This window comes from Variovorax sp. V116 (assembly GCF_041154435.1).
Taxonomy (GTDB): Bacteria; Pseudomonadota; Gammaproteobacteria; order Burkholderiales; family Burkholderiaceae_C; genus Variovorax; species Variovorax paradoxus.
The window spans coordinates 1,459,920-1,485,758 of sequence record NZ_AP028661.1 but is presented as its reverse complement, the minus strand read 5'-3'; the positions used below and the strand labels follow the sequence as shown (position 1 = coordinate 1,485,758).

Sequence of the window (25,839 nt, the reverse complement as noted above, 5' to 3'; positions counted from 1 at the left end):
CCTTGGAGTTGTAGGAAGGCGGCTCGCCTCGCGCAAGCCGGCAACTGCATTGAAGGCCATCTGCGTCTCGGCTGCGTATCCGCCATGAGGCCGGGACGTGAAGTTGGTTACCGGATGTGGAACATGCTGCGGACTTTGGCGCCAAGTTCCTGCGGCCGCAGGCGGCGGCGCACCCGTTCGCAAGTAGGTGCAGTTCCCGTGGCCGCTTCGCCGAGAATGGCGCCGCCACGCCGCCGATTTCCGCTTTCCACCGCCATGCACCGCCCGCCCTTCCCCGCCAGCCGCAGCCGCCTTGCCGCAGCGCTGGCGGCCATCGCCTGCGCGCTGCCGGTTGCTGCCGGCGCCGTGAGCTTCGACGAGGTGAAGCGCGAGTTCCGCCCTTCCGACACCGCGGTGCTCGACCGCAACGGCGAGCTGCTGCAGCGCGTGCGCACCGATGCCAGCGTGCGGCGCGGCCAGTGGGTGGTGCTGGCCGATGTTTCGCCCGCGCTGCGCATGGCCATGGTGCTGAGCGAAGACCGGCGCTTCTACGAGCACAGCGGCATCGACTGGCGCGCGGTGTCGTCCGCCGCCTGGGGCAACCTCTGGAACACCCGCACGCGCGGCGCATCCACCATCACGATGCAGCTGTCGGGCCTGCTCGACGAAGACCTGCGCCGCGCCAACAGCGGGCGCAGCTTCACGCAGAAGATCGGCCAGACCGTGGCAGCCGCGCAGTTGGAGCGCAGCTGGCGCAAGGACCAGATCCTGGAGGCCTACCTCAACACCGTGCCCTTCCGCGGCGAGATCGTGGGCATCGACGCGCTCTCGCGCACGCTGTTCGGCAAGGCGCCCAGTGGCCTGGACGCGCGCGAGGCCAGCGTGGCCGCGGCGCTGGTGCGCGCGCCCAACGCCAAGCCGGCCCTGGTGGCGCAGCGTGCCTGCGAGGTGATGCGCGCGATGGAGCCGGGGCAGAAGATCGATTGCGATGCGCTCGACATGTTCACGAGCGCGGCGGTGCAGCGGCGGGCCTTCGATGCGACCGAAGGCATTGCACCGCATGCGGCGCGGCGCGTTCTGAAGGAACTGCGCGAGGCCGGCGAGACGGCCGCGCCGCCCTCGCGCCAAGCAGCAGCAGCCGGCAAGGAGGCCGCCGTGCGGACCACGCTGCGTGCGCCGCTGCAGCGCTTTGCGCTGGCCACGCTGCAGCGCCACCTGAAGGAATTGCGCGGCCGCCACGTGGAAGACGGCGCGCTCGTGGTGCTGGACAACGCGAGCGGCGAGGTGCTCGCCTGGGTCGGCTCCTCGGGCCCGCTGAGCCAGGCGGCCGAGGTCGATGCGGTCACCGCGCTGCGCCAGCCCGGCTCCACGCTCAAGCCGCTGCTCTATGCGCAGGCCATCGCCGAGCGGCGGCTCACGGCGGCTTCGCTGATCGACGATTCGTCGGCGCAGATCAGCACCGCGAGCGGGCTCTACATTCCGCAGAACTACGACCGCCAGTTCAAGGGGCCGGTATCGGCGCGCACCGCGCTGGCCGCCTCGCTCAACGTGCCGGCCGTGCGCACGCTGGTGATGGTGTCGCCCGAATCGTTCGCGCGCCAGCTGCGCGCGGCCGGCCTGCCGCTGCGTGAAAGCGGCGACTACTACGGCTACAGCCTGGCGCTGGGCAGCGCCGAGGTGTCGCTGCTGTCGCTCGCCAACGCCTATCGCATGCTGGCCAATGGCGGGCGCTACGGGCCGCCCACCCTGATGGCGCGGCCTCCCGTGCCGGCGCCGGCTGCGCCCATCCTCGATCCGCGCGCGGCCTTCATCGTCGGCGACATCCTGTCCGACGCGAACGCACGCACGCGCACCTTCGGGCTCGACAGCATTCTTTCCACGCGCTTCTGGACCGCCGTGAAAACGGGCACCAGCAAGGACATGCGCGACAACTGGGCCGTGGGCTGGTCGCAGCGCTACACGGTCGGCGTGTGGGTCGGCAACGCGAGCGGCGCATCGATGTGGGACGTGAGCGGCACCAGCGGCGCGGCCCCGGTGTGGGCCGAGGTGATGCGCTTCCTGCACGCGCGCGAGCCGAGCCGCGCGCCCCGGCCGCCCGCCGGCCTGGTCGAGGCGCAGGTGACGTTCGGCCCCGGCGCCGACGGCAACGCGCTCGAGGCGGCGCGCAGCGAATGGTTCCTGCAGGGCACGGAGCAGCCGCTCTTCGCGCTCGACAACGCCGGCACGCCGGCAGGCGCCGGGGCCGCGCCGCGCATCACCGCGCCGGCCGACGGCACCATCATCGCGCTGGACCCCGACATTCCGCCGCTGCACCAGCGCGTGCGCTTCGAGTCCGAAGGCCGCGGCGTGCAATGGCGCATCGACGGCAAGCTGTTTGCGCGCGGCAACAGCGCGCAGTGGCTGCCGTGGCCCGGGCGCCACGTGATCGAACTCGCCGATGCCACGGGCAAGGTGGTCGACCAGCGCAAGCTCGAAGTGCGCGGCGCGGGCGTGGTCGCGAAAAGCGCGCGCCGGTAGACGCGCCGGCGGCCGCCCGAATCCCCCTGCTTTCGACTGCGGCATTGCAGTCGCGCGAAAATTCATCCAATGATTGAATGAATTAGGTCTTTCTTATTCATATGCTGCTCCAAGCCCCCCGAACCTCCCTGGCCGACAGTGCCGCCGACAGCATCCGCGCCGAGATCGCGGCCGGCCGCTGGACCGTCGGATCGCGCATTCCGATCGAGCCGCAGCTCGCGCAACTGCTCGGCGTGAGCCGCGGCACCGTGCGCGAAGCGGTGAAGACGCTGGTCTCGCGCGGCCTGCTCGAAGTGCGGCAAGGCTCGGGCACCTATGTGCGCTCGGGCTTCGACCCGTCGGCCAGCCTGCAGAAGATGCGGCGCGCAAGCCTGCGCGACCAGTTCGAGGTGCGCCGCGCGCTCGAGGTCGAGGCCGCGCGGCTGGCCGCCGTGCGCCACACCGCCAAGGACCTGCGCAACCTCAACAGCCTGCTCAACAAGCGCGGCGTGCCCGACGCGAGCGACGGCGGCGCGGGCTTCATCGAGCGCGACCTGGCCTTCCACCTGGCCATCGTCGACATCTCGGGCAACCTCGCGCTGGCAGAAACCTGCCGCTTCATTGCCGGCTACATCAAGGAAACCATCGCGAGCACGATGGGCACCAGCCTGCCCGAACCCGACACGGCTGCGCACACCGCCATCCTCGAGGCCATTGCAAGCCGCGACCCCGACCGCGCCGCCGAGGCGGTGCGCGCCTTCATGTCGCCGATGATCGACGCGCTGGCGCAAGACGCCGAGCCTGTCCGATGAGCGCGGTGGCATTCCGGACGGCCCGCGCTGCCGACGAACTGCTGATCGACGCCGAGGCCGACAGCACGCCCGCGCCGCGCCCCACGCCGGCGGCCGGCCTGGGCCGGCGCATCCTGCTGGGTGCGAGCGTGGTGCTGATCGCCTTCAACCTGCGGCCGGTGTTCGCCAGCCTGTCGGTGGTGCTGCCGGAGATCATCGCGGCCACCGGACTCTCGGCCACCGCCGCGAGCCTGCTGACCACGCTGCCGATCGTCTGCTTGGGCGTGTTCGCGCCGCTGGCGCCGGGCCTGGGCCGGCGCTTCGGCACCGAGCGCACGCTGCTCGCCTGCATGGTGCTCATCCTCGTGGGCACGCTGCTGCGCGGCACCGGCAGCATCCCGCTGCTGTTCGTGGCCTCGGCCATCGCGGGCAGCGGCATCGCGGTGTCGAACGTGCTGCTCTCGGGCCTGGTGAAGCGCGACTTCGCCAGGCAGGCGGCGCTGATGATGGGCCTCTACACCATGGCGGTGTGCGGCGGCGCGGCCAGCGCGGCGGGCCTCACGGTGCCGCTCGAACATGCGCTGGGCGGCGGCTGGACCTATGCGCTGGCGATGTGGGCGGTGCCCGCGTTGCTGGTCACGCTGATCTGGGCGCCGCAGGCGCTGCCGCTGAAACCGGTGGCCAGCGAATCGGGCTTCACCGTGCGCGGGCTGTGGCGCGACCGGCTGGCCTGGCAGGTCACTTTCTTCATGGGCCTGCAATCGGCACTGGCCTACACCGTGATGGGCTGGCTCGCGCCCATCCTGCGCGAACGCGGACTCGGCGGCGAAACGGCCGGCTACGTCGTGTCGCTGGCGGTCATGACGCAGGTCGTGACCTGCCTCATCGTTCCCGCAGTGGCCGTGAGGCTGCGCAACCAGCGCGGGCTGGCGGTGGTGCTGGCCGTCATCACCGTGGCCGCCATGCTGGCGATGCTGTTCGCACCGCTGGGCGGCGTGTGGCTGTGGGCCGTGCTGCTGGGCATTGCTCAGGGCGGCACCTTTGCGCTGGCGCTCACCTTCATGGTGCTGCGCTCGCCCGATTCGCACGTGGCGGCGCACCTCTCGGGCATGGCGCAGGGCGTGGGCTACGTGGTGGCTGCCTGCGGGCCGCTGGTGGCGGGCCTGCTGCACGGCTGGACCGGCAGCTTCCGCGCGTCGTCATGGCTCTTCATCGGGCTGGGCATTGCGCTGGTGATGGCGGGCCTTGGCGCGGGGCGCTCGATGCACGTGGGCGCGGTGACGGTTCCGCGGCACTGAGAAGAGAAGAGCGCGCGGCGCTGCCGCCTACTGCGGTCCGCCGCAGAAGCTCGCCCTTTCGGTGGTCCGGGCCGTGAAGTGCAGGCGCGTGGTGGTGGTCTCGCTGGCCGGCGTGTTCTGCGGCCATTCGCTCTGCAGCCAGGTGTACTGCCAGGCGTAGGCTCCACCCGGGTTCGCGGGTTCGCCGTAGCTGATGCGAAGGCTGCCGCTGCTTTCGTCGTGGCAGTGCTTCGACTGCTTGTATTCCTTTTCGCTGAAGCAGGCGCGGACCATCTTCGAGCACGAAAAAGGAATGCCTTCATGCACGGCGCGGCTCGCATCCTCGAGCGGAACGAAGTCGGCCTTGCTGAACGAAGCACCGCCGCCCGAGTACATCTCCGACACGGTCTGGAGCACCGCCACGGCCCACTGCCCTTCGGCCAGCGGATAGAGCGCCGGCGCCAGCGAAATGCGTGCGTCCGCGGTGGCCGGGTCGGCCGCCTTCTTCAGCAATGCGGCCGCATAGCCGCTGAAGTCGTGCAGGCGGTTCAGCTGCCACGCGCCTGTGCCCGCGATGCGCTTGACGCGCGCCATGGCCAGCGGCTCGCCCGAGAACACCGCGTAGTCGCCCGCTGCGCCGCCGCGCGGCCGGTACAGGCCCAGCGCCTGCGGATCGCAGGGCTGCGGCAACAGCGCACAAAGCTGCGCGCGCCAGTCCGCATCGAGCGACTCCGGCTTCTTGACCGCATCGAAAAGCTGCGCCGACGGCGCGGCGCCCGCAGGCCCCGCAAGCAGCAGGGCGAACATCGGCAGGGCGGCGGTGCGAAGAATGGGCAGCGGGTTCATGGACCGGCATGGTAGCCAGCCCGCCCGGAACTTGCTGCAACCAATTGCGGTGCGGGCGGGTCGATGCTGTAGCCTTCGTTCGTTCATTCACGCGGGCCATTCCGGCCTCGAACGGAGCAGAGATGGCTGACAGGATCCTGGTGTTCTATGGCTCGTACCGCTCGGACCGCATGGGCATCCGCCTGGCCGACTACCTGGTGGCGGGCCTCGATGCGCGCGGCGCCGAGGCCGAACTGATCGACGCCAAGGCCGTCGGCCTGCCGATGCTCGACCGCATGTACAAGGAATATCCCCCCGGCACCGCGCCCGCGGCGATGGAAGCGCTGGCGCAGAAGATACGCGGCGCGGATGCTTTCGTCTTCGTGACCGGCGAATACAACTGGGGCCCGCAGCCCGGCCTGAAGAACCTGACCGACCACTTCCTCGAGGAATGGTTCTGGCGCCCCGCCGCCATCGCGAGCTATTCGGCCGGCCGGTTCTCGGGCGTGCGCTCGGGCACCGTGTGGCATTCGGTTTTGTCGGAGATGGGCATGGTCGTGGTGTCGAGCACATTGGCCATCGGCCCGATCTCGCAGACGCTCGATGCGAGCGGCAAGCCCACCGGCAGCGCGGGCGAATCGCTCGATCGCTCATTCGGAAGGTTCGCGGACGACCTGGCATGGTGGACCGAGGCGGCGCGCGCGCAGCGGGCGCGCAAGGCGCCGCCTTATTGAGCGACCCTAGACACCCGCCTTCGCAGCCTCCGTCAGCGCCACCGACACGCACTCCAGCGCAATCGCCAGCTGCGTGAGCGTCGGCAGGCCGAAGCCCAGCCGGAACACCAGCGGGTCGTCGCCGAACCACGGACCGGGCGCGACGCGCGTGCTGTACCTGGCCAGCGCCGCATAGAAGCGCTCGACGGCCGCGGCGTCGAAGAGCTCGCGCCTGAGCCGCATGCAGCACAGCGCCCCGGCGTCCGGGCGCACCCACTCGATGTGGCTGGCATGGCGCGACACCCAGGCCTCGGTGAGCTGCAGGTTTTGCGCGAGGAGCTTGCGCCGCTCGCCGATGATCCGGTCGCGCTGCCTGAACACGGCCAGCGCAAGCGCCTCGTCGACCGGCGAGCACGAGATCACCGTGCTGAACTTCGCCGTGACCAGCGCCTGGCGCAGCGCCGCGTCGCGCGTGATGGCCCAGCCGATGCGCAGGCCCGCCGAACCATGGCACTTGGACAGCGAGGACACCGAGATCACCCGGTCCCCCAGCCCGGCAGCAGGGGGCACCGCGGCGGCGTCGCCATAGGCCGCCTCGCGGTAGGTCTCGTCGATCACGAGCCAGGCCTTCGGCGCAAGTTCGGCCAGCATCGCCACGATCTCGCGCAAGGTCTGCGACGGAATCGCGACGCCCGAAGGGTTCTGCGGCGAGGCCAGGCTCAGCACCCTGGTCTTCGGGGAGAGCAGCTGGCGCAGCGCGTCCAGGTCGATGCGGTAGCCGGTGTCGAAAGCGAGCGGCAGCGCGCGCGTGGTGGCGCCGACGGCGGCCAGCGCGTTGCGCGCCAACGGAAACACCGGCTCGGCCACCACGGCTTCGTCGCCCGCCTGGCACAGCGTGAAGGCGATGAGGAACAGCGCGTGGGCACCGCCGACCGTGACCACCACGTCGTCGGCCTCGACGCCATGCTCGTTCGCGATTTCCTGGCGCAGGGCGGAGCTGCCGGCCGCGGTGCCGTAGTCCAGCGAAAAATCCGCATCCTCGCCGAAGGCCATGTCCGCCAGTTCCGACAGCCGCACGCTCGGCCCCACGCTTTCGGCAAGGTCGAAGCGCGGTGCCTTGCTGACGAGGGAAATGATTTCGTTGTCGGGAAACCGTGCCATGAACTGCCGCTTGATCCGTTGCTGTCGATGGCTCCGATGTTGCAGTTTCATGACCGTCGATAACAGCCACACTTTTCTGAAATTTGGTGCAGTACAGTTGGGTGCAGTGCCATCCACGCCAGCAGGAGTGATCCGTGTCGCAATCTCCCCGGTTCCGCTATGAAGAAATTGCCGATTTCGTGGCCGGCCTGGCCGGCCGCGGCACGCTGAAGCCGGGTGCGCGGGCGCCTTCGCTGCGCGAGATCAGCACGCAGCAGCGCACCAGCCTGAGCACCGCGGTGCAGGCCTACCGCCTGCTCGAAGACCGCGGCATCCTCGAAGTGCGGCCGCAGTCGGGCTACTACGTCGCCAAGCCGCCGCCCGCCCTGCCCGTGCCCACCACCGCGCGCCATTCGATCCGGCCCGCCAAGGTGGAGCTGTCGGGCCTCATGCTCGACCTGCTGAAGCACGCGTCGGACGAAGCCTTCGTGCCGCTCGGCTGCGCCATTCCCAACCAGCGGCTGCTGTCTTCCTCCAGGCTCGACCTCGTGCTGGCCCGCACGGCCCGCGTGAAGGGCAGCCAGTGCAACACCTACTCGCCGCCGCACGGCGAGATGTCGCTGCGGCTGGAGATCGCGCGCCGCGCGCTGCGCTTCGGACAGGCGCTGGCACCCGACGACATCGCCATCACCTGCGGCTGCACCGAGGCGCTGGCGCTCGCGCTCGATGCGGTCACGGAGCCGGGCGACACGGTCGCCATCGAATCGCCGACCTACTTCGGGCTGTTGCAGGTGCTGCGCGCAAAGAGACTGAAGGTGGTCGAGCTGCCGACCGATGCGGACACCGGCGTCGCGGTCGATGCGCTGCGCGAGGTCGTGGCCTCGGGCAAGGTGCGCGCCTGCGTGCTGGCGTCGAGCTTCAGCAATCCGCTCGGCTGCACCATGCCCGAAGAGAACAAGCGCGCCGTGCTGCGCATCCTGGCCGAACACGGCGTGCCGCTGATCGAGGACGACGTGTACGGCGACGTCCATTTCGGCGAGGAGCGGCCTCTGCCCTTCAGCGCGCTCGACACGCACGACAACGTCATCTATTGCGGCTCCTTCTCCAAGACGCTCGCGCCGGGCTACCGCATCGGCTGGATCGCCACGCGCCGCCACATGGCCCGCGTGCTCGAAACCAAGTTCGCCACCAGCCTGGCGACGCCGGTGCTGACGCAGGTGGCGCTCGCCACCTTCCTGTCGAACGGCGACTACGACCGCCACCTGCGCCGCGTCCGGCGCGAGTTCGCCGACACGCTGGCCCGCATGACGCGGGTGATCGAGCAGGCGTTCCCGCCGGGCACCAAGGTGTCGAGGCCGGCCGGCAACTTCGTGCTGTGGGTCGAACTGCCCGAGCCCGCGGACACGCGGCTCCTGTTTGCGCAGGCGCTGGAGAAACGCATCTGCTTTGCGCCCGGCGTGGTGTTCTCGGCCAGCGGCAAGTACGCCCACTGCCTGCGCCTGAGCGGCGGCCACGGCTGGGACGCGCGCATCGAGAAGGGCCTGCGCACGCTCGGCGCCATGGCGGGCCGGACCGCAGGTCTTGCAGGATCAGGCAAGAAGCCTGTTCGATCCGGATAACGCCCGAGGCCCCATCCGCGAGAGACTTGCCTCCATGCCCGGCGCAGTGTTGCGCCATGGTCCACACCCATCGCACGAGGAGAGTCTCATGAGCGCAATCCAGGAAAAAGTCGTCCTCATCACGGGCGCAAGTGGTGGCATCGGCGCGGCGGCCGCGCGGCTCCTGGCGCGGCGCGGCGCCAAGGTGGTGCTCGGCGCGCGCCGCACCGACCGGCTCGAAGCGCTGGCCGAAGAAATCGCCGCCGCCGGCGGCACCGCGCACTTCCAGCGGCTGGACGTCACCTACCGGCCCGACGTGGAAGCATTTGCCGAATTCGCACTCGAAACGCACGACCGCATCGACGTGCTGGTGAACGCCGCGGGCGTGATGCCGCTGTCGCCGCTGTGGACGCGCAAGGTCGACGAATGGGAGCTGATGCTCGACGTCAACCTGCGCGGCGTGCTGCTGGGCATTGCGGCGGTGCTGCCGACCATGCAGGAACAGGGCTGGGGCCACATCGTCAACGTGGCGCCGGTGCCCGCGCAGGGCGTGTCGCCGAACTCGGCCGTGTATTGCGGCACGCAGTATGCGGTGGACGCCATCTCCGAGGGCCTGCGGCAGGAGCATGCAGGGAAGGTACGCGTGACGGTGGTGCGCCCCGACGTGAGCGAGGCGGACAGCACGCTGGCCGACCGCATCGCAGCCTGCAGCAGCTTCGAGCGCATGGTCACGCGGCGGCGCATCGCAGTGCCCGCGGAGGCCGTGGCCCGCTCGATTGCGGGCGCCATCGAGGGCAGCAGCATCTCGGCCCCGCGGCGCCCCGCGTGGCGCCCAAGGCCGGCCGAGCACGCGGCGTTCTGAGGTTCGTTCCGAGGGACCGCGTCAGTAGGTCTTGTAGGGCAGGAACTTGCCCGACAGCACCACGTTGACGCGGTCGCCCTTGGGGTCGGCCTGGCGCTGGATGTCCATGCTGAAGTCGATCGCGCTCATGATGCCGTCGCCGAATTCTTCATGGATCAGTTCCTTGATGGTGGTGCCATACACGCTCACCACCTCGTACCAGCGGTAGATGAGCGGATCGGTCGGCACCGGCGTGGGCAGCGAGCCCTTGTAGGGCACCACCTGGAGCCACTTCTGCTCTGCGGCCGTGAGGCCGAAAATCTTGCCCACGACCTTGGCCTGCTTGTCGTCGAGCGTCATCTGGCCGAGGCAGGCGGCGGTGGTCCACTCCTTGGAGAGGCCGACCTTCTTTGCCACGTCGGCCCACTGGATGCCCTTGGACACCTTCACGGTGATGATTTTCTCGGTGACGTCGTTGCGGTTCATGCGGGTTTGCTCCTGATGGGGTGTGTCACCCGCAGCAAGCAACAGCCGTGCCGGGCGATCGGCATCGGACCGCGGCCCTCATACGCGTTCCCAGCGGAACTTGCGCTCCGACTCGGCAATGGGCTGGTCGTTGATGCTCGCGAAGCGCCGCTGCATCAGGCCGTTCTCGGCGAATTCCCAGTTCTCGTTGCCGTGGCTGCGGAACCATTGCCCGGCCGCGTCGTGCCATTCGTACTCGAAGCGCACCGCGATGCGGTTGTCCATGAAGGCCCAGAGCGACTTCTTCAGGCGGTAGTCGTGCTCGCGCTCCCATTTGCGGGTGAGGAATTGCACCACCTGCTCGCGGCCGTTGACGAAGTCGGCGCGGTTGCGCCATTCGGTGTCGGGCGTGTAGGCCAGGCTCACGCGCACCGGGTCGCGCGTGTTCCAGGCGTCTTCGGCGGCCTGCACCTTCTTCGTTGCGGTTTCGAGGGTGAAGGGAGGCAGCGGCGGGCGGGATTCCATGGCGGTCTTTCGTTGAATGAGGGATGGCGAAGGCCCGCAATGTGCCACACGTAGACAGACCTGTCTACATGCCTACAATCGCGCCATGGACATCTCCGCACTGCCCGCGCGCGAACGCATCCTGCTCACCGCGCACGACCTCTTCTATGCCGACGGCATCCGCGCCACCGGCATCGACCGCGTCATTGCCGCATCGGGCGTCACCAAGGTCACCTTCTACCGGCACTTCCCATCGAAGGACGACCTGGTGCGCGCCTTTCTCGATCACCGGCATGCACGATGGATGGCATGGTTCGTCGATGCACTGGGGCGCCGCGGCGCGCACGAACGCGCCGGCAATGCCGGGGCCCTGCTGCTGCTCGCCGACGCGATGGCCGAATGGTTCGCCGACGCGGCCTTTCGCGGCTGCGCCTTCATCAACGCGGTGGCCGAGGTGGGCGGCAGCGTGGAGGGCGCCGCCGAGCGCGCGCGCGAACACAAGCGCGAGATGGTGGAAGTCATTGCCGGCCTGCTGCCCGCGGCCTTGCCCGCGCGCATGGCGCTCGCCCAGGCCGCGGCGCTGGGTGTCGACGGTGCCATCGTCAAAGCGCAGATGGGCGGCGCCGCGCTGGCGCGCGAAGCCGTCGACGACCTGCGGCGCCTGCTCGAGGCACTGGCCGCCACGCTGCATCGATAAGATCGCTCCCGGAAAACACCCATGGCATCGACGCGACTTCCCTCCACGCAGGGCCTGCAGGCCTTCGAGGCCGTGGCGCGCCTGCGCAGCGTGAACCTCGCAGCGGAAGAGCTCAGCGTCACGCCCAGCGCGGTGAGCCACCGCATCCGCCAGCTCGAGACGCTGCTCGAACTCAGGCTTTTCACAGGCAACGACTTCGGCCTGAGCGCCGACGGCATGGCCTACCTGGCCCGCGTGCGCGAGGCCATTGCGGCGCTGCAGCGGGTGCCCGGCCGCGAGCCCGCATCGCAGGTGCGCCGGCTGCGCGTGGCAGTGACGCCCACCTTCTCCCGCCAGATGCTGCTGCCCCGGCTCGCGCGGTTTCGCGATGCCTATCCGAACATCGAGCTGATGCTGCAGGTGACCATGCCGGTGCGCAACATGACGGCCGAAGAGGCCGACCTGGAACTGCGCTTCGGCACCGGGCCTTTTCACGACCGCGAGTTCTGCCAATTGCTGGCCGATGACGTCGCGCCCGCCTGCAGCCCGGCGTACCTGCAGCGCCACGGGCCGTTCGACGGCTTTGCGACCGATGCCGAGGCCTCGCGCGTGCAGCTGCTGCGCACGCCGCTCGAGTCGTGGCGCACCTGGTTCAAGGCCCGCGGCATCGGCCTGCCGGAGCCGGCCACGGGCCACCAGTTCAACGACCTGGGCCTGGCGCTCGATGCCGCGGCCGAAGACTTCGGCGTGGTGCTGATGCACCTGAAGCTCGGCAGCGCCTGGCTGGAGAACGGGCGCCTCGTGCGGCTTTCGGCAGAGAGCGTGCCCTCGCCCAACGCCTACTTCCTGTGCTGGCGGCCGGGGGCGATGGAGCGCTGGGAGTGCGCGACCTTCGTCGAATGGCTGCGGCAGGCGCTGCGGGACTGACTGAATTCTTTTCAGGTCCGGCCCGGGTATTTTTCAGATCGGGGTCCCATCCGGACGCCACACTCGGCCCGCGGCGGAGCGTGTCCATAATCCCCGCTCGCGCGATCGAACAACAGAGACTACCCAGGAGACTCCCCCGTGGCCGACCTTTCCAAGATCACCTGCATCGAAGACCTGCGGGTGATCGCCAAGCGGCGTGTGCCGAAGATGTTCTACGACTACGCCGATTCCGGCGCGTGGACCGAAAGCACCTACCGCGCCAACGAGAGCGACTTCCAGAAGATCAAGCTGCGCCAGCGCGTGGCCGTGAACATGGAGGGCCGCTCCACGCGCTCCACCATGATCGGGCAGGACGTTGCGATGCCCGTGGCCATTGCGCCCACCGGCCTCACGGGCATGCAGCATGCCGACGGCGAGATCCTGGGCGCGCGCGCGGCCAAGGCCTTCGGCATTCCGTTCACGCTCTCGACCATGAGCATCTGCTCGCTCGAGGACATTGCCGAGCACACCGGCCGGCATCCGTTCTGGTTCCAGCTCTACGTGATGAAGGACCGCGACTTCATCGAGCGCCTGATCGAGCGAGCCCGGGCCGCGAACGTGTCTGCGCTGCAGCTCACGCTCGACCTGCAGATCCTCGGCCAGCGCCACAAGGACATCAAGAACGGCCTGTCGACGCCGCCCAAGCCGACCCTCGCCAACATGATCAACCTGGCGACCAAGCCGCACTGGTGCCTGGGCATGCTCGGCACCAGGCGCCGCACCTTCGGCAACATCGCGGGCCATGCCAAGGGCGTGAAGGACCTGTCGTCGCTGTCGTCCTGGACGGCCGAGCAGTTCGACCCCGCGCTCAGCTGGGCCGACGTCGAATGGATCAAGAAGCGCTGGGGCGGCAAGCTGATCCTCAAGGGCATCATGGACGTGGAAGACGCGCGCCTGGCCGCCGCGAGCGGCGCCGACGCTCTCATCGTCTCCAACCACGGCGGGCGCCAGCTCGACGGCGCGCCCTCTTCCATCGCGGCACTGCCCGCCATCGTCGATGCCGTGGGCCGCGAGATCGAGGTGTGGATGGACGGCGGCATCCGCAGCGGCCAGGACGTGCTCAAGGCGCGCGCACTCGGCGCCCGCGGCACGCTGATCGGCCGCAGCTTTCTCTACGGCCTGGGTGCCCATGGCCAGGCCGGCGTGACGCGCGCGCTGCAGATCATCCACAAGGAACTCGACATCACCATGGCCTTTTGCGGACGCACCGACATCGAAAAGGTGGATTCGAGCATCCTGCTGCCGGGCAGCTTCTAAACCCCTCGGGCATCAGGCTTGCGGCGCTGGCTGACAGCGCACATATGCGCGGGTGCAGAAAATGTTGCTTCCAACAACATCGCCTGCACGGGCGGCACAACGCATCATGAGCGCAGCCACTTCCAATCCGGGGAGCTCATCGGCCCTCGCATCGCCACCCCCTCCCCACTACACGGCAGAAGAAAAACGCCACCGCGTCTTCTCGATCATGGCGGCCTCGTCGGGCAACCTGGTCGAGTGGTTCGACTTCTACGTGTATGCCTTCTCGGCGCTGTATTTCGCGTCGTCGTTCTTTCCCAAGTCGGACCCGACGGTGCAACTGCTGAACACCGCCGGCGTGTTCGCGGCGGGCTTCCTGATGCGGCCGATCGGCGGCTGGCTGTTCGGGCGCATTGCGGACAGGGTCGGGCGCAAGACCTCGCTGCTGATCTCGGTGTCGATGATGTGCGGCGGCTCGCTGGTGATTGCCTTCCTGCCCACCTATGCGCAGATCGGTGCCTGGGCGCCGTTCCTGCTGCTGGTCTGCCGCCTGTTCCAGGGCCTGTCGGTGGGCGGCGAATACGGCACCACCGCCACCTACATGAGCGAGGTCGCGCTGCGCGGGCAGCGCGGCTTCTACTCGTCGTTCCAGTACGTCACGCTGATTGGCGGGCAGCTGCTGGCGGTGCTGGTGATCGTGGTGCTCGAGCAGCTGCTCACCGAAGCCGAGCTCAAGGCCTGGGGCTGGCGCATTCCGTTCGTCATCGGCGCGGTGGCCGCGGTGGTGGCGCTGCTGCTGCGGCGCACGCTGCACGAGACGCAAAGCGCCGAAGCCAAGGCCAACAAGGAGGCCGGCAGCATGACCGGGCTCTTCAAGCACCACATGCCGGCCTTCCTGACGGTGCTGGGCTTCACGGCCGGCGGCTCGCTGATCTTCTACACCTTCACCACCTACATGCAGAAGTACCTGGTGAACACGGTGCACCTGCCGATCAAGACCGCCAGCTACGTGATGACCGGCGCGCTCTTCCTCTACATGTGCATGCAGCCGCTGTTCGGCGCACTGTCGGACCGCATCGGACGGCGCAACAACATGCTGCTGTTCGGCGGGCTCGGCGCGCTGGCCACGGTGCCGATCCTCACGGCACTGCAGCACACCACCAACGCCGTGGCCGCCTTCGCGCTGATCATCGCGGCGCTGGCGATCGTGAGCTTCTACACCTCGATCAGCGGCATCGTGAAGGCCGAGATGTTTCCGCCCGAGGTGCGCGCGCTGGGCGTGGGCCTGGCCTACGCCGTGGCCAACGCGATCTTCGGCGGCTCGGCCGAGTACGTGGCGCTGGGGCTCAAGTCGCTGGGCCACGAATCGGCCTTCTTCTGGTACGTGACCGCGATGATGGTGATCGCCTTCCTCGTGAGCCTGCGGCTGCCGCGGCAGGCGAGCTACCTGCACCGCGACCACTGAGCCTGCGCCGCTTGCTGCCTCGCCTCGCTCAAGGAGCCCGCACGGGCACGCGGGTTTCGAGCGCCGGCGCCTGCCATTCGGGCTTGATGTGGCAGCCGTTCCTGCCGTCGGTGCCGTAGCGCGGCATCAGCGCCGCGCAGCGCTGCGCCAGGCTTGCGGGCGTGGGCTTCTCGCCCTTGTCGATCCAGTCCATCAAGGCTTCGAAGAGCGCCGGGTATTCCGAATCGCTCAGGTAGCTGTGCTCGCGCTCGGCACTGAAGCTCTGCACCAGCGTGCCGCCCGTGCCCGCGGCATCGCGGATGCGCCGGTAGGCGTTCTCGAGCTCGACGAAAGCGGTGGGGTCGTCGATGGCATGCAGCGCCACGGTGGGCAGCGCGGTGCGGCCGGTGGGCTGGCTGTCGGCGGCGAGAGCGCCCTTGGCCTGCGGGTCGGCCGCATAGCGCGCCACGCCGGCATTCAGCGCCGCATCGTCGGCCGAGCCCTGGTAGGCCACGCCGATGTTGCCGAAGGGGTTGCGTCCGCCCAGGCGCTGCTGCACCAGGTCCTGGAACAGCCAGGTGGCCCAGTTCAGGTGCCCCAGCAGCGAGCGCTCCTGGATCTTCACCACCGACAGGATGGTCTTGAGCCGCGCGGCCTGCTCGGGCGTGCGCTGCGCCGCGGGCAGGCCGACGCCGGTGCATTCCTTGACGCGCGCGGCCAGCTCGGCGCGCGTGAGCTTCGAGTCCATCGGCAGGCCCTGCCACAGCGGGTATTGCGGCTCGTCGGGCTTGGGATGGTTGCGGCACACGTACTGGTAGACCACGCGCAGGTCGAGCCGGAAGTCGTAGGCGCTGTTGCCGCCGCCGAGCACGCCGCTGGTGAGCAGCAGGCCGTCGTACGGGCTCTTGGCATCGCCGGCCGGTGCATAGAGTTCGGCCGCCTTCGCGGCCACGCCCGCGCCGTAGCTCTGGCCATGCAGCAGCGTGCGCCGCGGTGGGCCGAAGCGCTGCACGAAGATGCGGCGCAGACGCTCGGTGTCCTCCGCGGCCATGGTCACGCCGTAGCCGCCGCGGCGGTAGGTGGAGCCGGCCCATGCGTAGCCGGCCTTCACGGTGACGGCCCAGCGCTTCAGGTCTTCCTCGCTGCGCTCGAGCCTGGGCGGGCCGGTCTCGGGGCCGCCATGGGCGTGCATCACGAGCACGCGGTTCCACGCCTGCGGTATGGCAATCCAGTAGAGCGCGCCGGCGCCATCGGCACCGGTGTAGCAGCGCGTTTGCGCGGGCACCGGCGCCGGGCAGGCCGTGGGCCTGGGGCCCCAGGCGGCGGCCTCGGCCGACAGCGCGGCCATGGTGCCGAGCAGCGCGAAGGCGAAGGTGCGAAGAAGTGGTTTGCTGTGGGTCATCAATGCCGTGGCGACCATCAGGCTTCGGCGCTCCAGAGGCCCGGGTAGTCGCGCACGAAGCCGTCCTGCGTGACGCGCAGGGTAGCCGCGTAGTCGAAGCGCTTGGCCTCGTAGGCATAGGCGTCGTCCGCGGTTCGCTCGTAGCGCTGCATCAGCTCGCTGAGCACGCCGCCGCCGTCCAAGTCGACCCAGGCGGCCGGCGCATCGGCGCCCTCGCCCTTTGCCAGGTTGAGCCGGCGCAGCTGCAGCAGGTTGGTGGCGGGCGTGAAGCCCAGGTCGAGGTCGGTGCAGTGCGACAGGTCGGGCACCGCCTCGTCGTTGAGCTTCCAGTGGCCGCGCGCATCGCGGGCAATGGCCAGGTCGATGGCGCTGCCGCCGAGCCAGCCGCGCACGGTGCCCCACTGCGTGTGCCAGTGCAGGTCGCAGCGCACGCGGTAGTGCAGCTGGCCGATGCGGCCGTCCTCGAGGCGGAACACGGCGGCGCCGTCGAGCTGCCACGCGGTCGCGTTGCGCTCGAGCCGGCAGGCGTCATGGCCCGGTGCATCGAGCCTGCGCCACAGGATGGAGGAAACTGTCTGCATGGCGCGGATGATGGCACCGGCATGCCGCCGAGCGCAAGCCGTGCCCTTTTTGCCGCAGGTGGCGGTCAGGTTGCGGCGATAGGGTTGCCCGCGACATGACGCTCCCGCCGGAACATCCCGAACCGACCGATTCGCCTTCAGCGCCGCCATCGCTGCGCGTGCTGGACCTGATCGATCGCGCCGCGATGCCGCTGGCCATTGCGATCGCGCTGCTGCTCTTCGTGCAATGGCCGCTGCGCGACCTGACTCGATCCGGCAGCGGGCCGACGCAGGCCAACGATCTCGCGCAGTGGCTGTTCGCGCTCTACGTGGCGGTGGCGCTGCGGCATGCCGGGCGGCGCGGTGCGCACCTGGTGGCGCGGCCCGACCTCGCGGCCGACACCACGAGCCGCATCGCGCGGCTGCGCCGCACCGGCGCGGCACTGTGCGTGCTGCCCTGGGCGCTGTTCCTGGTCTGCAGCGCCGCGGTGCCGGTCGCGGATGCGGTGACGGCGCTGGAACGCTTTCCCGACACCTTCAATCCGGGCTACTTCATGATCAAGGTTGCGCTGCTTCTGCTCGCGGCGCTGCTGGCGGTGCAGGGCGCGCTCGACCTCTGGTGCGAGCGGCGGCGGTCGTAAAGGCAACGCCATGGCATGGACCGGACTCGCCCTGCTTGCGCTGGCCCTGGTGCTGATGATGGCCACCGGCTGGCCGACCTACGCCGTGCTGCTCGGCGTATGCTCGCTGGGCGCTGTTGCGGGCCTCGCGCTCGGTGCCTTCGACCTGGCGCTGCTGCAAAACCTGCCCTGGCGCATCGTCGGCCTGCTCGAGCACGATCTGCTGCAGGCGCTGGCACTGTATGGGCTGGTCGGTGCGCTGCTCAACCGGCTGGCCCTGGCCGAGCACCTGTACACCGGCCTGCGCAAGGTGCTCGCACGCATCACACCGCGGGCCGCGCCCGAACTCGCAGGCATGCTGCTGGGCCTGATGCTCGCACCGATGAACGGCTCGGTCGGCGCCAGCCTGCTCACCCTGGCGCGCACCGCGGGCGAAGGCTGGGCGCGCGAGGGAGTGCCCCCGGCCCAGCGCACCGCACTCGTGGCCCTCACCAGTACGCTGGGCGTGAGCGTGCCGCCCTCGCTCGTGCTGCTGCTGCTCGGCGACGCGATGCTGCGCGCCCACACCGAAGGGACGAACATGGCCCGCGAGCTGGGGCTCCCGACGGCCGCCGCCGGCGCCGCGAACCGCATCGTCAACACGCAGGACATCCTGCAGGCGGCACTGGTACCCGCCGCCGTCCTGCTGGCCGGCTGGCTCGCGGTGGCGTGGTTCGGCGCACGGCGCAAGCCGCGGCCGCCGGTGCAACGGGAGCCATTGAACCGGCGCGAGGGCTGGACGCTGCTGCTCGTGCCCCTGCTGATCGGCACACTGCTGGTGCTGGTCACGCTCGGCAAGGTGCGCGCGGTCGAAGGCGCGGCCGCGGCCGGCGTGCTGCTGCTCGGCTGGGGCCTGGCGTCGCGCCAGCTCACGCGCCCGGTGCTGTGGCAGGTGCTCGACGATGCCATGGCGCTCACCGGCGCGCTGTATGCGCTGCTGGTGGCGGCCACCACCTTCTCTCTGCTGCTGCGCGGCTTCGGCACCGACGGGCTGATTGCACGGCTCGTGCTGTCGCTGCAGGGCCACCCTATGGCGGGATTGGGCGTGGTGCTGGCCGTTCTGCTGGCCTTCGCCTTCGTGCTCGATGCCTTCGAGCTGATCTTCCTGATCGTTCCCATCGTGATGCCGCCCGTGCTCGCACAGCTCGACGATGCAGCATGGATCGCCGAGCTGACCCTGCTGGTGCTGCAGGCGGGCTTCCTGCTGCCGCCCTTCGGCTATGCGCTGGTGCTCGCGCGCGGCCAGGTCGCGCCGCGGCCGCCTGCGGCCGCCGTCGCGCGCGCGCTCGCGCCTTACCTCGCGGTGCTCGCCACCGTGGCCGCGCTGGTGATGGCGCTGCCCGTGACCACGCGCTGGCTGCGCACTTCGCCGACTGCGCTGGCGCCGGCCGAGCAGATGAGCGACGAAGCGCTGGACAAGCTCATGCGTGACATGGTGCCGCCGCCCTGAGAAGAATGCGCGCCGGACATGCCGCAGAGTGCGCGGCTGCGCCTCGGGCTAACATCGTCCGCCCGACCATTCAGAGGAGCGCGCAAGTGGAACCCTGGTTCGCCGACGCCAAGCCGATCAACTCGCTGGAGCCCGAGATCGCATTTCATTTGTGGGACGAGTTCCATCCCGTGCGGGACCGCCCGCCCGAGCCGCTCGCGCTGCCGGAATTCCCGCGCGCCGAGCGCCTGCGGGTGAGCGTTCCGGAGGCCATCGGGCACGAGGCGGAGCTTGCTGCCTACTACGGCCGGGTGGCTGCACTGGCCCGGCAGCGCGGGCTGAAACTCCAGCAGGTGCGCCAGTATTTCTGGATGGATCTGCGGCTGGACAACGAGGATGCGGACGTGCACCTGTCCTTCCCCTGGTACGACACGTTCTCTTCCATGGACCACTTCCTTGCCGCCGTGGCGGGGCACGACGAGGGCATGGTCTATGCCGACCAGGACCAGGGCTGGGCGGTGGAGGCCTGGGCCCGCAACAGCACGCTCTACATCCGCGAAAGCGACCCCGATTCCGACGCGACCGTCCAGGCCGCAGCGCTGCCCCGGGCCGGCCTGCAGGCCCGCATTGCCCCGCTGCGCGAGCGCACCGCCAGGCTGCTGGCCCGCCTGGCCGAAGAACTCGGCGCCGACGTGTGGACGACGGGCGAAGCCCCGTCCTTCCTGTAGGCGCTCGCGGCGCCGCGCGGCTCAGATCGGATAGGCCGTGAGGATGTAGAACGGCTTGCCGTTGTAGGTTTCCATCTTGAGGATGATCCGCACGCCGGAGAGGTCGTTGACGGCGGTGCTGCCGAACTGCACGCCCCGCCCCACCACGTAGCCCAGCACGTGCTCCAACTCCGGCGACTTGCTGCCCGCGGCCGCCCCGCGCGACCAGGCGCGCACCGCGGCGGCGTTGGCGCGCAGCGTCTCGGTGATCGCGCGTTCTGCAGTGGCCAGGTCGGCAAAGGTGGACACCGCCCGCGGGCCCGGCCGGGTGGCGGTTCGTACCCTGGCCAGCAGCTGGGCATCGGTCTGCCCGACGTGGCGCGCCATGGTGTGGCCGCCCAGCCGCGATCCCGCCGCGGCCTCATGCTCCACCAAGCGGATGCGGCCGCCGCGCATCACGGCGACGATGCGCGCGGCGCCCAGCCCCGAAGCCACGACCAGCGGCACCGCCACGTCCACGGCAAGCCCGATGCCATCGGCCGTTTCACGCGAGGCGCCCAGCGCCTCGGCCGCCGAGCTGGCGGTGACGGCGGTGGCGGTGCGCTGCGGGGTGCCGGTCCAGACCTGGCGGCCCGAGGTCGCCAGGGTGTCGAAGCCGTGCACGCCCAGCACCACGCAGCCGGCCTTGGTCACCATCGTGGGCTCGGGCGCGACGCACAGGATGCCGGCGCCCACCAGTTCCACCACGCCGCCCACCAGCCCCACCGTGCCCCAGAGCCGGTTGCTCAGGCTCGCGGATTCGGGCACGTCCTCCCCGCCCAGAACCGCGGCCATCTGCACCGGCGTCAGCGCGATGGTCATGCCTTCGACTTCGTCATCCATGCCAGATTCCTTTCCATGCCACCGGAGGGCCAGCCTGCAAATCGGCCGCATTCTTGCACGCGGCCGCCCGGCAGGCGAACATCGCCCGGCCGCGAGACAATCCATGCCGTGAGCTCCCCGACCGTTCCAACGCCCCCGATCCGCCGCATCGCCCACCTCGACATGGACGCCTTCTACGCGTCGGTCGAGCTGCTGCGCTATCCGCAGCTCAAGGGCCTGCCGGTGGTGATCGGCGGCGGGCGGCGCAGCGTGGACGAGGCGATCCGCCACGTGCCCGAGGGCGGCACGCTGGCCGACATCCCGGTGGAGGCCTTTCCGCGGCTGAGAGACTACGTGGGCCGCGGCGTGATCACCACCGCCACCTACCCGGCGCGGCAGTTCGGCGTGGGCTCGGCCATGGGGCTCATGAAGGCCGCCAAGCTGTGCCCGCAGGCCATCATCCTGCCGGTGGACTTCGAGGAGATCCGCAAGTACTCGCGCACCTTCAAGCAGGTCATCAGGGAGGTCGCGCCGCTGATGGAAGACCGCGGCGTGGACGAGGTCTACATCGACTTCACCGATGTGCCCGGCGGCCAGCGCGACGGCGGCCGATCGCTCGCGCGGCTCATCCAGAAGGCCATCCTCGACGCCACCGGCCTCACCTGCTCCATCGGCGTGGCGCCCAACAAGCTCATCGCCAAGATGGCGAGCGAGTTCAACAAGCCCAACGGCATCTCGGTGGTCTACGAAGACGACCTGCAGACGCGCATCTGGCCGCTGCCCTGCCGCAAGGTGAACGGCATCGGACCCAAGGCCGACGAGAAGCTCAAGCGCTTCGGCATCGAGACCGTGGGCCAGCTCGCGGCGCGCGAGCGCGACTGGCTGATCCAGAACTTCGGCAAGTCCACGGGCGCGTGGATGCACGAGGTGGCCTGGGGCCGCGACAACCGGCCGGTGGTGACCGAGAGCGAGCCCGTGTCGATGAGCCGCGAGACCACCTTCGACCGCGACCTGCATGCGGTGCGCGACCGCGCCGAGCTGGGCGCGATCTTCACCCACCTGTGCGAGAAGGTGGCCGAAGACCTGCAGCGCAAGGGCTACGTGGGCAAGACCATCGGCATCAAGCTGCGCTACGACGATTTCAAGATCGCCACGCGCGACCAGACCATCGAGCGCCACACCGCCGACGGCAAGACCATCCGCCAGGTCGGCGGGCTGTGCCTGAAGCGCGTGCCGCTGGAGCGGCCGCTGCGCCTTTTGGGCGTGCGCGTGGGCGCGCTTGCGAAGGCGGGCAGTCCCGAGGCCACGGCGCCGGCTGTGGTCGGCCCGGCCTCGCGCGCGTCGGCGGAGGCGGCCTCGGCCACCGCGTCGCTCTTCTGAAACACCCGGCGCCGTGATCAGACGCTGGCTCCGGCGCATCGCATTCACGCTGCTGGGCTTCACGATGGCCGCGGGGCTGTACGTGGGCGCGGCCTGCGCGCTGATGCTCTGGCCGGCCAATGCACGGGCGCCCGCGTCGCCGCCCGCCGTCCAGGCCTGGGTGCTGAGCAACGGCATCCACACCGACCTGGTGTTTCCGATCCGCTCGGCCACCGTCGACTGGCAGCAGCTCTTTCCGTTCGCGCACTTCAGGGCCGTGCCGCCCGATGCGGAGTTCATCGCCATCGGCTGGGGCGACCGCGAGTTCTACCTGCACACGCCCACCTGGGCCGACCTCACGGCCTCGCGCGCATTGGGCGCCCTGCTCGGCGGCAACCGCGCGCTGCTGCACGTGACCTATCTCACGCGCGCCTCATTGCGCAGCAACGCCTTCCACCTGCCGCTCTCGCAGGCGCAGTACGCGCAGCTCGCGGGCTACGTGCAGGCGACGCTCGCCTCGGGCGGCGCGACACCCGTTGCCGGCGCCCACTACGGCAACGACGACGCCTTCTACGAGGCCGAAGGCGGCTACCACCTCTTCGAGACCTGCAACACCTGGACCGGCCGCGGCCTGCGGCAGGCGGGCGTCACGGTGAGCCGCTGGACGCCCTTCGATTTCAACGTGACGTGGCACCTGCAGCCGGTGCGGCCCTGAACCCGCTCAGGGCTTGGGCACGCCGGCCTGCCACTGCGGCCAGTTGGCCACGATGTGGTCCACCACGCGCGTGCCCACCAGCGCAATGTTCTCCACCGTCTCGGCAAAGCCGCCCGCCGTCTCGCCCGGGGCCGGGTCCAGGTGCTGCAGCGTGCTTTCCTTCGGGCTGCCCTGGTCGAAGTTGACGGCACCGCGCAGGCTCATCACGCGGTCGGTGCCATGGGTGCGCTTGATCACGAGCGTGATGGCGGCGGCTTCCATTTCGGTGATCACGTAGTCGTCGGCGCCGTAGAGCCTGGCGATGTATTGCGCCTGCTTCGACATGCCGGGACCGTGGAAGAAGGTGTCGCCGGTCATGTGGGTGCCGGTGGCCACGAAGGGCGCGCGCCGCGCGGCCGCATCGGGGTAGCGCAGGCGGTACTTGCGCGCGCTGTCCGAATCCTTGAGCGGCGTGTCGGACGAGAGCTTCATGGCCCAGCCCACGAGGTCGGGGTTGAGCTTGAAGCGGCGGTATTCCTCGTAGCCCTTGCGCGGCATGAAGGTGGGTTCGCCGGGCTTGTTCTCCTCGGGCGCCCAGCGGTGGCCGAGGTCGTAGTCCACGAGCCAGGTGGCCCAGCTCACCTCGCCGATGGTGCCGCGCGCCGGCGGCGTGCCGGCCACGCCGGAAATCACGTAGTAAGCCTGCGAGAAGTCGAACTGCGGGTTCAGCAGGATGGCCTGCATCGACGACGACGAGTTGACCTTGCCCATGCCGAGCACCGCGCCGCACACGCCGTCGGCATTGCAGTACACCGGCTGCAATGCGCCGGGCACCGCCATGGGCGCGGCGCCCTTCCAGTAGCGCTCGTACCAGTGCTGGAACTCGCCGGCCCGGTCGCCGGTGTTCTGGCCGATCTCGAACATGGCCGCGACGAAGACCTTCACCTTGACGGGCGCGGCAGCAGCAGCAGCTGGGCGTGCAGCCGATACCGGCGAAGTCGGCGAAGTTGGGGAAGCGCAGGCCGCAACGAGCAGCGCCGCGCCGCAGGCCGAGAGCCAGCGCACGCAGGAAGACGGGAACGGCCGATGGAAGAACATCATTTCTTTGGGACTCCAGGAAAAGAACAAAGCGCCTCCATCGCACCAGCGGCGATTGCGGCGTCCTACAGGCGGCGATTGTCGGTGCAGGCACAAGCGCTGGGTACCGTCACCACGCAAACCCCATGCCGGCCCGCTCCAGATCGACCGCCCCGCCCTCCAGGCCCTCGCCGACGGCCGCGCCCATTGCCAACGGCCTGGTCTACGTGAACCCCGACATGCCGGGCATCCGGCGACTGAAGCACGGCGAGCACTTCCGCTACCGCGACGCGCAGGGCCGCTGGGTGCGCGACGCGGACGAGCTCTCCCGCATCCGCATGCTGGCCATTCCGCCGGCCTACACGCAGGTGTGGATCTGCCCGCTGCCCAATGGCCACCTCCAGGCCACCGGCATCGATGCCCGCGGCCGCAAGCAGTACCGCTACCACCCCGACTGGCGGCTTTTCAAGGACGAGACCAAGTTCGAGCGCCTCGAGGCCTTCGGGCTCGCGCTGCCGCGCATCCGCGCCCGCGTCGCACGCGACCTGCAGGAAGGCGCGGCAACGGCCAAGGCGCCCGGTCGCCAGCAGGTGCTGGCAGCCCTGGTGCGGCTGCTCGACACCACGCTGCTGCGCGTGGGCAACGAGGAATACGCCAGCAGCAACGGCTCCTTCGGCCTCACCACGCTGCGCAACCGGCACGCGGCCGTGCAGGGCGAGGCGCTGCGGCTGCGCTTCAGGGGCAAGAGCGGCGTGATGCATGAAGCCCGGCTCGACGATCCGCGCGTGGCCAGGGTGGTGCGCCAATGCCAGCAGCTGCCCGGCCAGGCGCTGTTCCAGTACCAGGACGAAGACGGGGAGCTGCGCAGCGTCTCGTCCACCGACGTCAACGGCTACATCGCCGAAGCCTCGCCCGGCGAGCGCTTCACCGCAAAGGACTTCCGCACCTGGCACGGCACGGTGCAGGCGCTGGAGCTCACGCGGCTGGCCTGCGAACCGGGGCGCACGGCCGCCGACGGCACGCGCTACAGCGCCAAGGAAATACTGGCCGCCGTGGCCAGGCAGCTGGGCAACACGCCCGCGGTCTGCAAGAAGGCCTACGTGCACCCGGCCGTGCTGGCGCTGGGCAGCGCGCTGGCGGGCGACGAGGAAGACCCCGCGGCCGAACTGCTGCGAAAGATGTCGGCCCGTACCGCGGCGCGCAAGACGCGCGGGCTGCACGCCGCCGAACAGCGGCTGCTCGCCTTCCTGCGGATGCATCGGCAAGGCCAGGCGCGCCAGCAACGCGAGGCACGCAGCGCCAACGGCCGGCGCAAGGCCGGAGAAGAACGACGAAGGCCTCAGCCCGGCGCGAGCGGAAAGCGCACGCTGTCGCGCTCGAGCGCCACGGTGTAGCCCAGGTCTTCCGCCAGGCTCTGGAGCGCAATCGCGTCGATGGCCAGCGCACGCGGGGCGCGGTGCGCGTCGAGCACCGGGCTGGCACCGGCCGATTCGCGCGGCAAGGCGCTGAGGCGAAGCGCGTTGCCGCCATCGGCCTCGATGCGGATCGCGCCGGCTTCGGATGCGCCGTCGTGCAGGTATCCGAGGCCGCCAAGCACCAGGTAGCGCAGCGCGGCGCCCTGGGGCCAGCGCGTTTCGCCCTCGCGCGGTTCGAGCGCGGCATCGACAGCCAGCTCGACGCCGTGCATGTCGAAGGCTGCGCGCATCAGGCCCACGCACTGCGCCACCAGCGCGCTGCGCGTGATGCCGTCATCCGTCGTGGCCAGCTCCCAGTCGCGCAGCGAGCGGATGCCCTCGACGAGTTCGGACACCTGGTTGTCGATCAGCGCCACACGCTCCTCGCAGACCGGTGCATCGATGACCGGCGCGCCGATCTGGCGCTTGAGCATGAGCAGCGCCATGCGGATCACCGACACCGGCGCCGCCATGTCGTGGCGCAGTGCCGGCAAGGCGCGGGTGAGCAGTTCGTGGCGTACGCCGGCGGCGATCCAGCTTCGGGCTCCGGGCGAGGCCTTCATTGGGCGCGGAGAGCCGAAGGCTTCGCCTCGGTGAGGGGGTGGCAGGCCCGCGGACCACTGCTGCTGGTGCGGGGTTCGGCATTCGGCTCGTTCACTTTGCGCGTCCTGAAGCGAAGGAAAGCC

At 69.9% G+C, this 25,839-nt stretch carries 25 protein-coding genes; 16 read left to right on the top strand and 9 right to left on the bottom strand.

Annotated elements, in window-relative coordinates; genetic code table 11:
- Nucleotides 1-255: 255 nt before the first annotated feature.
- The 3 genes from pbpC to ACAM58_RS06885 all read left to right on the top strand — a co-directional run bounded on the left by pbpC (nucleotide 256) and on the right by ACAM58_RS06885 (nucleotide 4,564).
- Complete coding sequence (gene pbpC, locus ACAM58_RS06895; RefSeq protein ID WP_062362864.1) at nucleotides 256-2,496, top strand: penicillin-binding protein 1C; 2,241 nt, start codon at nucleotides 256-258, stop codon at nucleotides 2,494-2,496.
- 101 nt (nucleotides 2,497-2,597) lie between these two features.
- Nucleotides 2,598-3,287: a FadR/GntR family transcriptional regulator gene (locus ACAM58_RS06890; protein ID WP_012746489.1), complete on the top strand. Its 690-nt coding sequence runs from the start codon at nucleotides 2,598-2,600 to the stop codon at nucleotides 3,285-3,287.
- Nucleotides 3,284-4,564 carry an MFS transporter gene (locus ACAM58_RS06885; RefSeq protein WP_018903215.1) on the top strand — a complete coding sequence of 427 codons (1,281 nt, stop codon included), beginning with the start codon at nucleotides 3,284-3,286 and terminating at the stop codon, nucleotides 4,562-4,564. The genes ACAM58_RS06890 and ACAM58_RS06885 overlap by 4 nt, the downstream gene beginning before the upstream one ends.
- A gap of 27 nt (nucleotides 4,565-4,591) precedes the next feature.
- Here ACAM58_RS06885 and ACAM58_RS06880 read toward each other — a convergent pair whose 3' ends face one another.
- Complete coding sequence (locus tag ACAM58_RS06880; protein ID WP_018903214.1) at nucleotides 4,592-5,389, bottom strand: hypothetical protein; 798 nt, start codon at nucleotides 5,387-5,389, stop codon at nucleotides 4,592-4,594.
- A 122-nt stretch (nucleotides 5,390-5,511) separates the two neighbouring features.
- Between ACAM58_RS06880 and ACAM58_RS06875 the strand changes: the two genes are divergently transcribed.
- Nucleotides 5,512-6,102 carry an NADPH-dependent FMN reductase gene (locus ACAM58_RS06875; protein WP_018903213.1) on the top strand — a complete coding sequence of 197 codons (591 nt, stop codon included), beginning with the start codon at nucleotides 5,512-5,514 and terminating at the stop codon, nucleotides 6,100-6,102.
- 6 nt (nucleotides 6,103-6,108) lie between these two features.
- Here the strand turns inward: ACAM58_RS06875 and ACAM58_RS06870 are convergent, their stop codons facing one another.
- Nucleotides 6,109-7,242 carry a pyridoxal phosphate-dependent aminotransferase gene (locus ACAM58_RS06870; protein ID WP_062362867.1) on the bottom strand — a complete coding sequence of 378 codons (1,134 nt, stop codon included), beginning with the start codon at nucleotides 7,240-7,242 and terminating at the stop codon, nucleotides 6,109-6,111.
- 134 nt (nucleotides 7,243-7,376) lie between these two features.
- On the opposite strand from ACAM58_RS06870, the gene ACAM58_RS06865 reads away from it, so the two are divergent.
- Nucleotides 7,377-8,840, top strand: coding sequence for a PLP-dependent aminotransferase family protein (locus ACAM58_RS06865; protein WP_062362870.1), 1,464 nt, complete (start codon nucleotides 7,377-7,379; stop codon nucleotides 8,838-8,840).
- Nucleotides 8,841-8,928: 88 nt separating this feature from the next.
- Nucleotides 8,929-9,681 (top strand): SDR family oxidoreductase, encoded by a 753-nt coding sequence (locus tag ACAM58_RS06860; protein ID WP_062362873.1) that lies wholly within the window; start codon nucleotides 8,929-8,931, stop codon nucleotides 9,679-9,681.
- A 21-nt stretch (nucleotides 9,682-9,702) separates the two neighbouring features.
- Here ACAM58_RS06860 and cynS read toward each other — a convergent pair whose 3' ends face one another.
- Together cynS and ACAM58_RS06850 are read right to left on the bottom strand one after the other, a co-directional pair.
- Nucleotides 9,703-10,146, bottom strand: a complete 444-nt coding sequence (cynS, locus tag ACAM58_RS06855; RefSeq protein WP_062362876.1) for a cyanase — start codon at nucleotides 10,144-10,146, stop codon at nucleotides 9,703-9,705.
- Between the two features lie 78 nt (nucleotides 10,147-10,224).
- Nucleotides 10,225-10,650, bottom strand: a complete 426-nt coding sequence (locus ACAM58_RS06850) for a nuclear transport factor 2 family protein (RefSeq protein ID WP_012746481.1) — start codon at nucleotides 10,648-10,650, stop codon at nucleotides 10,225-10,227.
- 85 nt (nucleotides 10,651-10,735) lie between these two features.
- Between ACAM58_RS06850 and ACAM58_RS06845 the strand changes: the two genes are divergently transcribed.
- From ACAM58_RS06845 to ACAM58_RS06830, 4 genes are all read left to right on the top strand, one after another.
- Nucleotides 10,736-11,326, top strand: a complete 591-nt coding sequence (locus tag ACAM58_RS06845; protein WP_062362879.1) for a TetR/AcrR family transcriptional regulator — start codon at nucleotides 10,736-10,738, stop codon at nucleotides 11,324-11,326.
- 21 nt (nucleotides 11,327-11,347) lie between these two features.
- Nucleotides 11,348-12,232, top strand: coding sequence for a LysR substrate-binding domain-containing protein (locus ACAM58_RS06840; protein ID WP_062362881.1), 885 nt, complete (start codon nucleotides 11,348-11,350; stop codon nucleotides 12,230-12,232).
- Between the two features lie 138 nt (nucleotides 12,233-12,370).
- Nucleotides 12,371-13,528 (top strand): alpha-hydroxy acid oxidase, encoded by a 1,158-nt coding sequence (locus tag ACAM58_RS06835; RefSeq protein ID WP_062362884.1) that lies wholly within the window; start codon nucleotides 12,371-12,373, stop codon nucleotides 13,526-13,528.
- A gap of 106 nt (nucleotides 13,529-13,634) precedes the next feature.
- Nucleotides 13,635-14,972, top strand: a complete 1,338-nt coding sequence (locus ACAM58_RS06830) for an MFS family transporter (protein ID WP_062362887.1) — start codon at nucleotides 13,635-13,637, stop codon at nucleotides 14,970-14,972.
- 28 nt (nucleotides 14,973-15,000) lie between these two features.
- On the opposite strand, the gene ACAM58_RS06825 is transcribed toward ACAM58_RS06830, so the two are convergent.
- Together ACAM58_RS06825 and ACAM58_RS06820 are read right to left on the bottom strand one after the other, a co-directional pair.
- Nucleotides 15,001-16,371: a hypothetical protein gene (locus tag ACAM58_RS06825; protein ID WP_062362890.1), complete on the bottom strand. Its 1,371-nt coding sequence runs from the start codon at nucleotides 16,369-16,371 to the stop codon at nucleotides 15,001-15,003.
- Nucleotides 16,371-16,934 (bottom strand): putative glycolipid-binding domain-containing protein, encoded by a 564-nt coding sequence (locus ACAM58_RS06820; protein ID WP_012746475.1) that lies wholly within the window; start codon nucleotides 16,932-16,934, stop codon nucleotides 16,371-16,373. The genes ACAM58_RS06825 and ACAM58_RS06820 overlap by 1 nt, the downstream gene beginning before the upstream one ends.
- Before the next feature lie 95 nt (nucleotides 16,935-17,029).
- Here ACAM58_RS06820 and ACAM58_RS06815 point away from each other — a divergent pair, with 95 nt between their 5' ends.
- From ACAM58_RS06815 to ACAM58_RS06805, 3 genes are all read left to right on the top strand, one after another.
- Nucleotides 17,030-17,554 (top strand): C4-dicarboxylate ABC transporter substrate-binding protein, encoded by a 525-nt coding sequence (locus ACAM58_RS06815; RefSeq protein WP_062362895.1) that lies wholly within the window; start codon nucleotides 17,030-17,032, stop codon nucleotides 17,552-17,554.
- A gap of 10 nt (nucleotides 17,555-17,564) precedes the next feature.
- Nucleotides 17,565-19,022 carry a TRAP transporter large permease subunit gene (locus tag ACAM58_RS06810; RefSeq protein WP_062362898.1) on the top strand — a complete coding sequence of 486 codons (1,458 nt, stop codon included), beginning with the start codon at nucleotides 17,565-17,567 and terminating at the stop codon, nucleotides 19,020-19,022.
- A gap of 86 nt (nucleotides 19,023-19,108) precedes the next feature.
- Complete coding sequence (locus ACAM58_RS06805; protein WP_062362901.1) at nucleotides 19,109-19,729, top strand: hypothetical protein; 621 nt, start codon at nucleotides 19,109-19,111, stop codon at nucleotides 19,727-19,729.
- 21 nt (nucleotides 19,730-19,750) lie between these two features.
- Here ACAM58_RS06805 and ACAM58_RS06800 read toward each other — a convergent pair whose 3' ends face one another.
- On the bottom strand, nucleotides 19,751-20,590 hold the full coding sequence (locus ACAM58_RS06800; protein ID WP_012746471.1) for an RNase A-like domain-containing protein: 840 nt from the start codon (nucleotides 20,588-20,590) through the stop codon (nucleotides 19,751-19,753).
- A 162-nt stretch (nucleotides 20,591-20,752) separates the two neighbouring features.
- Between ACAM58_RS06800 and ACAM58_RS06795 the strand changes: the two genes are divergently transcribed.
- The gene (locus tag ACAM58_RS06795) at nucleotides 20,753-21,949 is read left to right on the top strand and encodes a DNA polymerase IV (protein WP_244883484.1); all 1,197 of its coding nucleotides are present in this window, start codon (nucleotides 20,753-20,755) and stop codon (nucleotides 21,947-21,949) included.
- Between the two features lie 13 nt (nucleotides 21,950-21,962).
- Nucleotides 21,963-22,643, top strand: a complete 681-nt coding sequence (locus ACAM58_RS06790) for a TIGR02117 family protein (RefSeq protein WP_062362906.1) — start codon at nucleotides 21,963-21,965, stop codon at nucleotides 22,641-22,643.
- A gap of 6 nt (nucleotides 22,644-22,649) precedes the next feature.
- Here ACAM58_RS06790 and ACAM58_RS06785 read toward each other — a convergent pair whose 3' ends face one another.
- A complete protein-coding gene (locus ACAM58_RS06785; RefSeq protein ID WP_062362908.1) occupies nucleotides 22,650-23,723 on the bottom strand; it encodes a purine nucleoside permease in 1,074 nt (357 codons plus the stop codon).
- 122 nt (nucleotides 23,724-23,845) lie between these two features.
- On the opposite strand from ACAM58_RS06785, the gene ACAM58_RS06780 reads away from it, so the two are divergent.
- On the top strand, nucleotides 23,846-25,093 hold the full coding sequence (locus tag ACAM58_RS06780) for a DNA topoisomerase IB (protein WP_369664280.1): 1,248 nt from the start codon (nucleotides 23,846-23,848) through the stop codon (nucleotides 25,091-25,093).
- Here ACAM58_RS06780 and ACAM58_RS06775 read toward each other — a convergent pair.
- Nucleotides 25,039-25,716, bottom strand: a complete 678-nt coding sequence (locus ACAM58_RS06775) for a hypothetical protein (protein ID WP_012746466.1) — start codon at nucleotides 25,714-25,716, stop codon at nucleotides 25,039-25,041. The genes ACAM58_RS06780 and ACAM58_RS06775 overlap by 55 nt on opposite strands.
- Between the last annotated feature and the right edge of the window lie 123 nt (nucleotides 25,717-25,839).

Excerpts from the sequence above, each read along its gene's own strand:
- ACAM58_RS06825 (WP_062362890.1), bottom strand. The coding sequence starts at position 16,371 with ATGGTCGCCACGGCATTGATGACCCACAGCAAACCACTTCTTCGCACC.
- ACAM58_RS06870 (WP_062362867.1), bottom strand. The coding sequence starts at position 7,242 with ATGGCACGGTTTCCCGACAACGAAATCATTTCCCTCGTCAGCAAGGCA.
- pbpC (WP_062362864.1), top strand. The coding sequence starts at position 256 with ATGCACCGCCCGCCCTTCCCCGCCAGCCGCAGCCGCCTTGCCGCAGCG.
- ACAM58_RS06800 (WP_012746471.1), bottom strand. The coding sequence starts at position 20,590 with ATGGATGACGAAGTCGAAGGCATGACCATCGCGCTGACGCCGGTGCAG.
- ACAM58_RS06775 (WP_012746466.1), bottom strand. The coding sequence starts at position 25,716 with ATGAAGGCCTCGCCCGGAGCCCGAAGCTGGATCGCCGCCGGCGTACGC.
- ACAM58_RS06885 (WP_018903215.1), top strand. The coding sequence starts at position 3,284 with ATGAGCGCGGTGGCATTCCGGACGGCCCGCGCTGCCGACGAACTGCTG.
- ACAM58_RS06850 (WP_012746481.1), bottom strand. The coding sequence starts at position 10,650 with ATGGAATCCCGCCCGCCGCTGCCTCCCTTCACCCTCGAAACCGCAACG.
- ACAM58_RS06830 (WP_062362887.1), top strand. The coding sequence starts at position 13,635 with ATGAGCGCAGCCACTTCCAATCCGGGGAGCTCATCGGCCCTCGCATCG.
- ACAM58_RS06795 (WP_244883484.1), top strand. The coding sequence starts at position 20,753 with ATGGACGCCTTCTACGCGTCGGTCGAGCTGCTGCGCTATCCGCAGCTC.
- ACAM58_RS06890 (WP_012746489.1), top strand. The coding sequence starts at position 2,598 with ATGCTGCTCCAAGCCCCCCGAACCTCCCTGGCCGACAGTGCCGCCGAC.
- ACAM58_RS06780 (WP_369664280.1), top strand. The coding sequence starts at position 23,846 with ATGCCGGCCCGCTCCAGATCGACCGCCCCGCCCTCCAGGCCCTCGCCG.
- cynS (WP_062362876.1), bottom strand. The coding sequence starts at position 10,146 with ATGAACCGCAACGACGTCACCGAGAAAATCATCACCGTGAAGGTGTCC.
- ACAM58_RS06840 (WP_062362881.1), top strand. The coding sequence starts at position 11,348 with ATGGCATCGACGCGACTTCCCTCCACGCAGGGCCTGCAGGCCTTCGAG.
- ACAM58_RS06810 (WP_062362898.1), top strand. The coding sequence starts at position 17,565 with ATGGCATGGACCGGACTCGCCCTGCTTGCGCTGGCCCTGGTGCTGATG.
- ACAM58_RS06860 (WP_062362873.1), top strand. The coding sequence starts at position 8,929 with ATGAGCGCAATCCAGGAAAAAGTCGTCCTCATCACGGGCGCAAGTGGT.
- ACAM58_RS06880 (WP_018903214.1), bottom strand. The coding sequence starts at position 5,389 with ATGAACCCGCTGCCCATTCTTCGCACCGCCGCCCTGCCGATGTTCGCC.
- ACAM58_RS06785 (WP_062362908.1), bottom strand. The coding sequence starts at position 23,723 with ATGATGTTCTTCCATCGGCCGTTCCCGTCTTCCTGCGTGCGCTGGCTC.
- ACAM58_RS06820 (WP_012746475.1), bottom strand. The coding sequence starts at position 16,934 with ATGCAGACAGTTTCCTCCATCCTGTGGCGCAGGCTCGATGCACCGGGC.
- ACAM58_RS06845 (WP_062362879.1), top strand. The coding sequence starts at position 10,736 with ATGGACATCTCCGCACTGCCCGCGCGCGAACGCATCCTGCTCACCGCG.
- ACAM58_RS06875 (WP_018903213.1), top strand. The coding sequence starts at position 5,512 with ATGGCTGACAGGATCCTGGTGTTCTATGGCTCGTACCGCTCGGACCGC.
- ACAM58_RS06815 (WP_062362895.1), top strand. The coding sequence starts at position 17,030 with ATGACGCTCCCGCCGGAACATCCCGAACCGACCGATTCGCCTTCAGCG.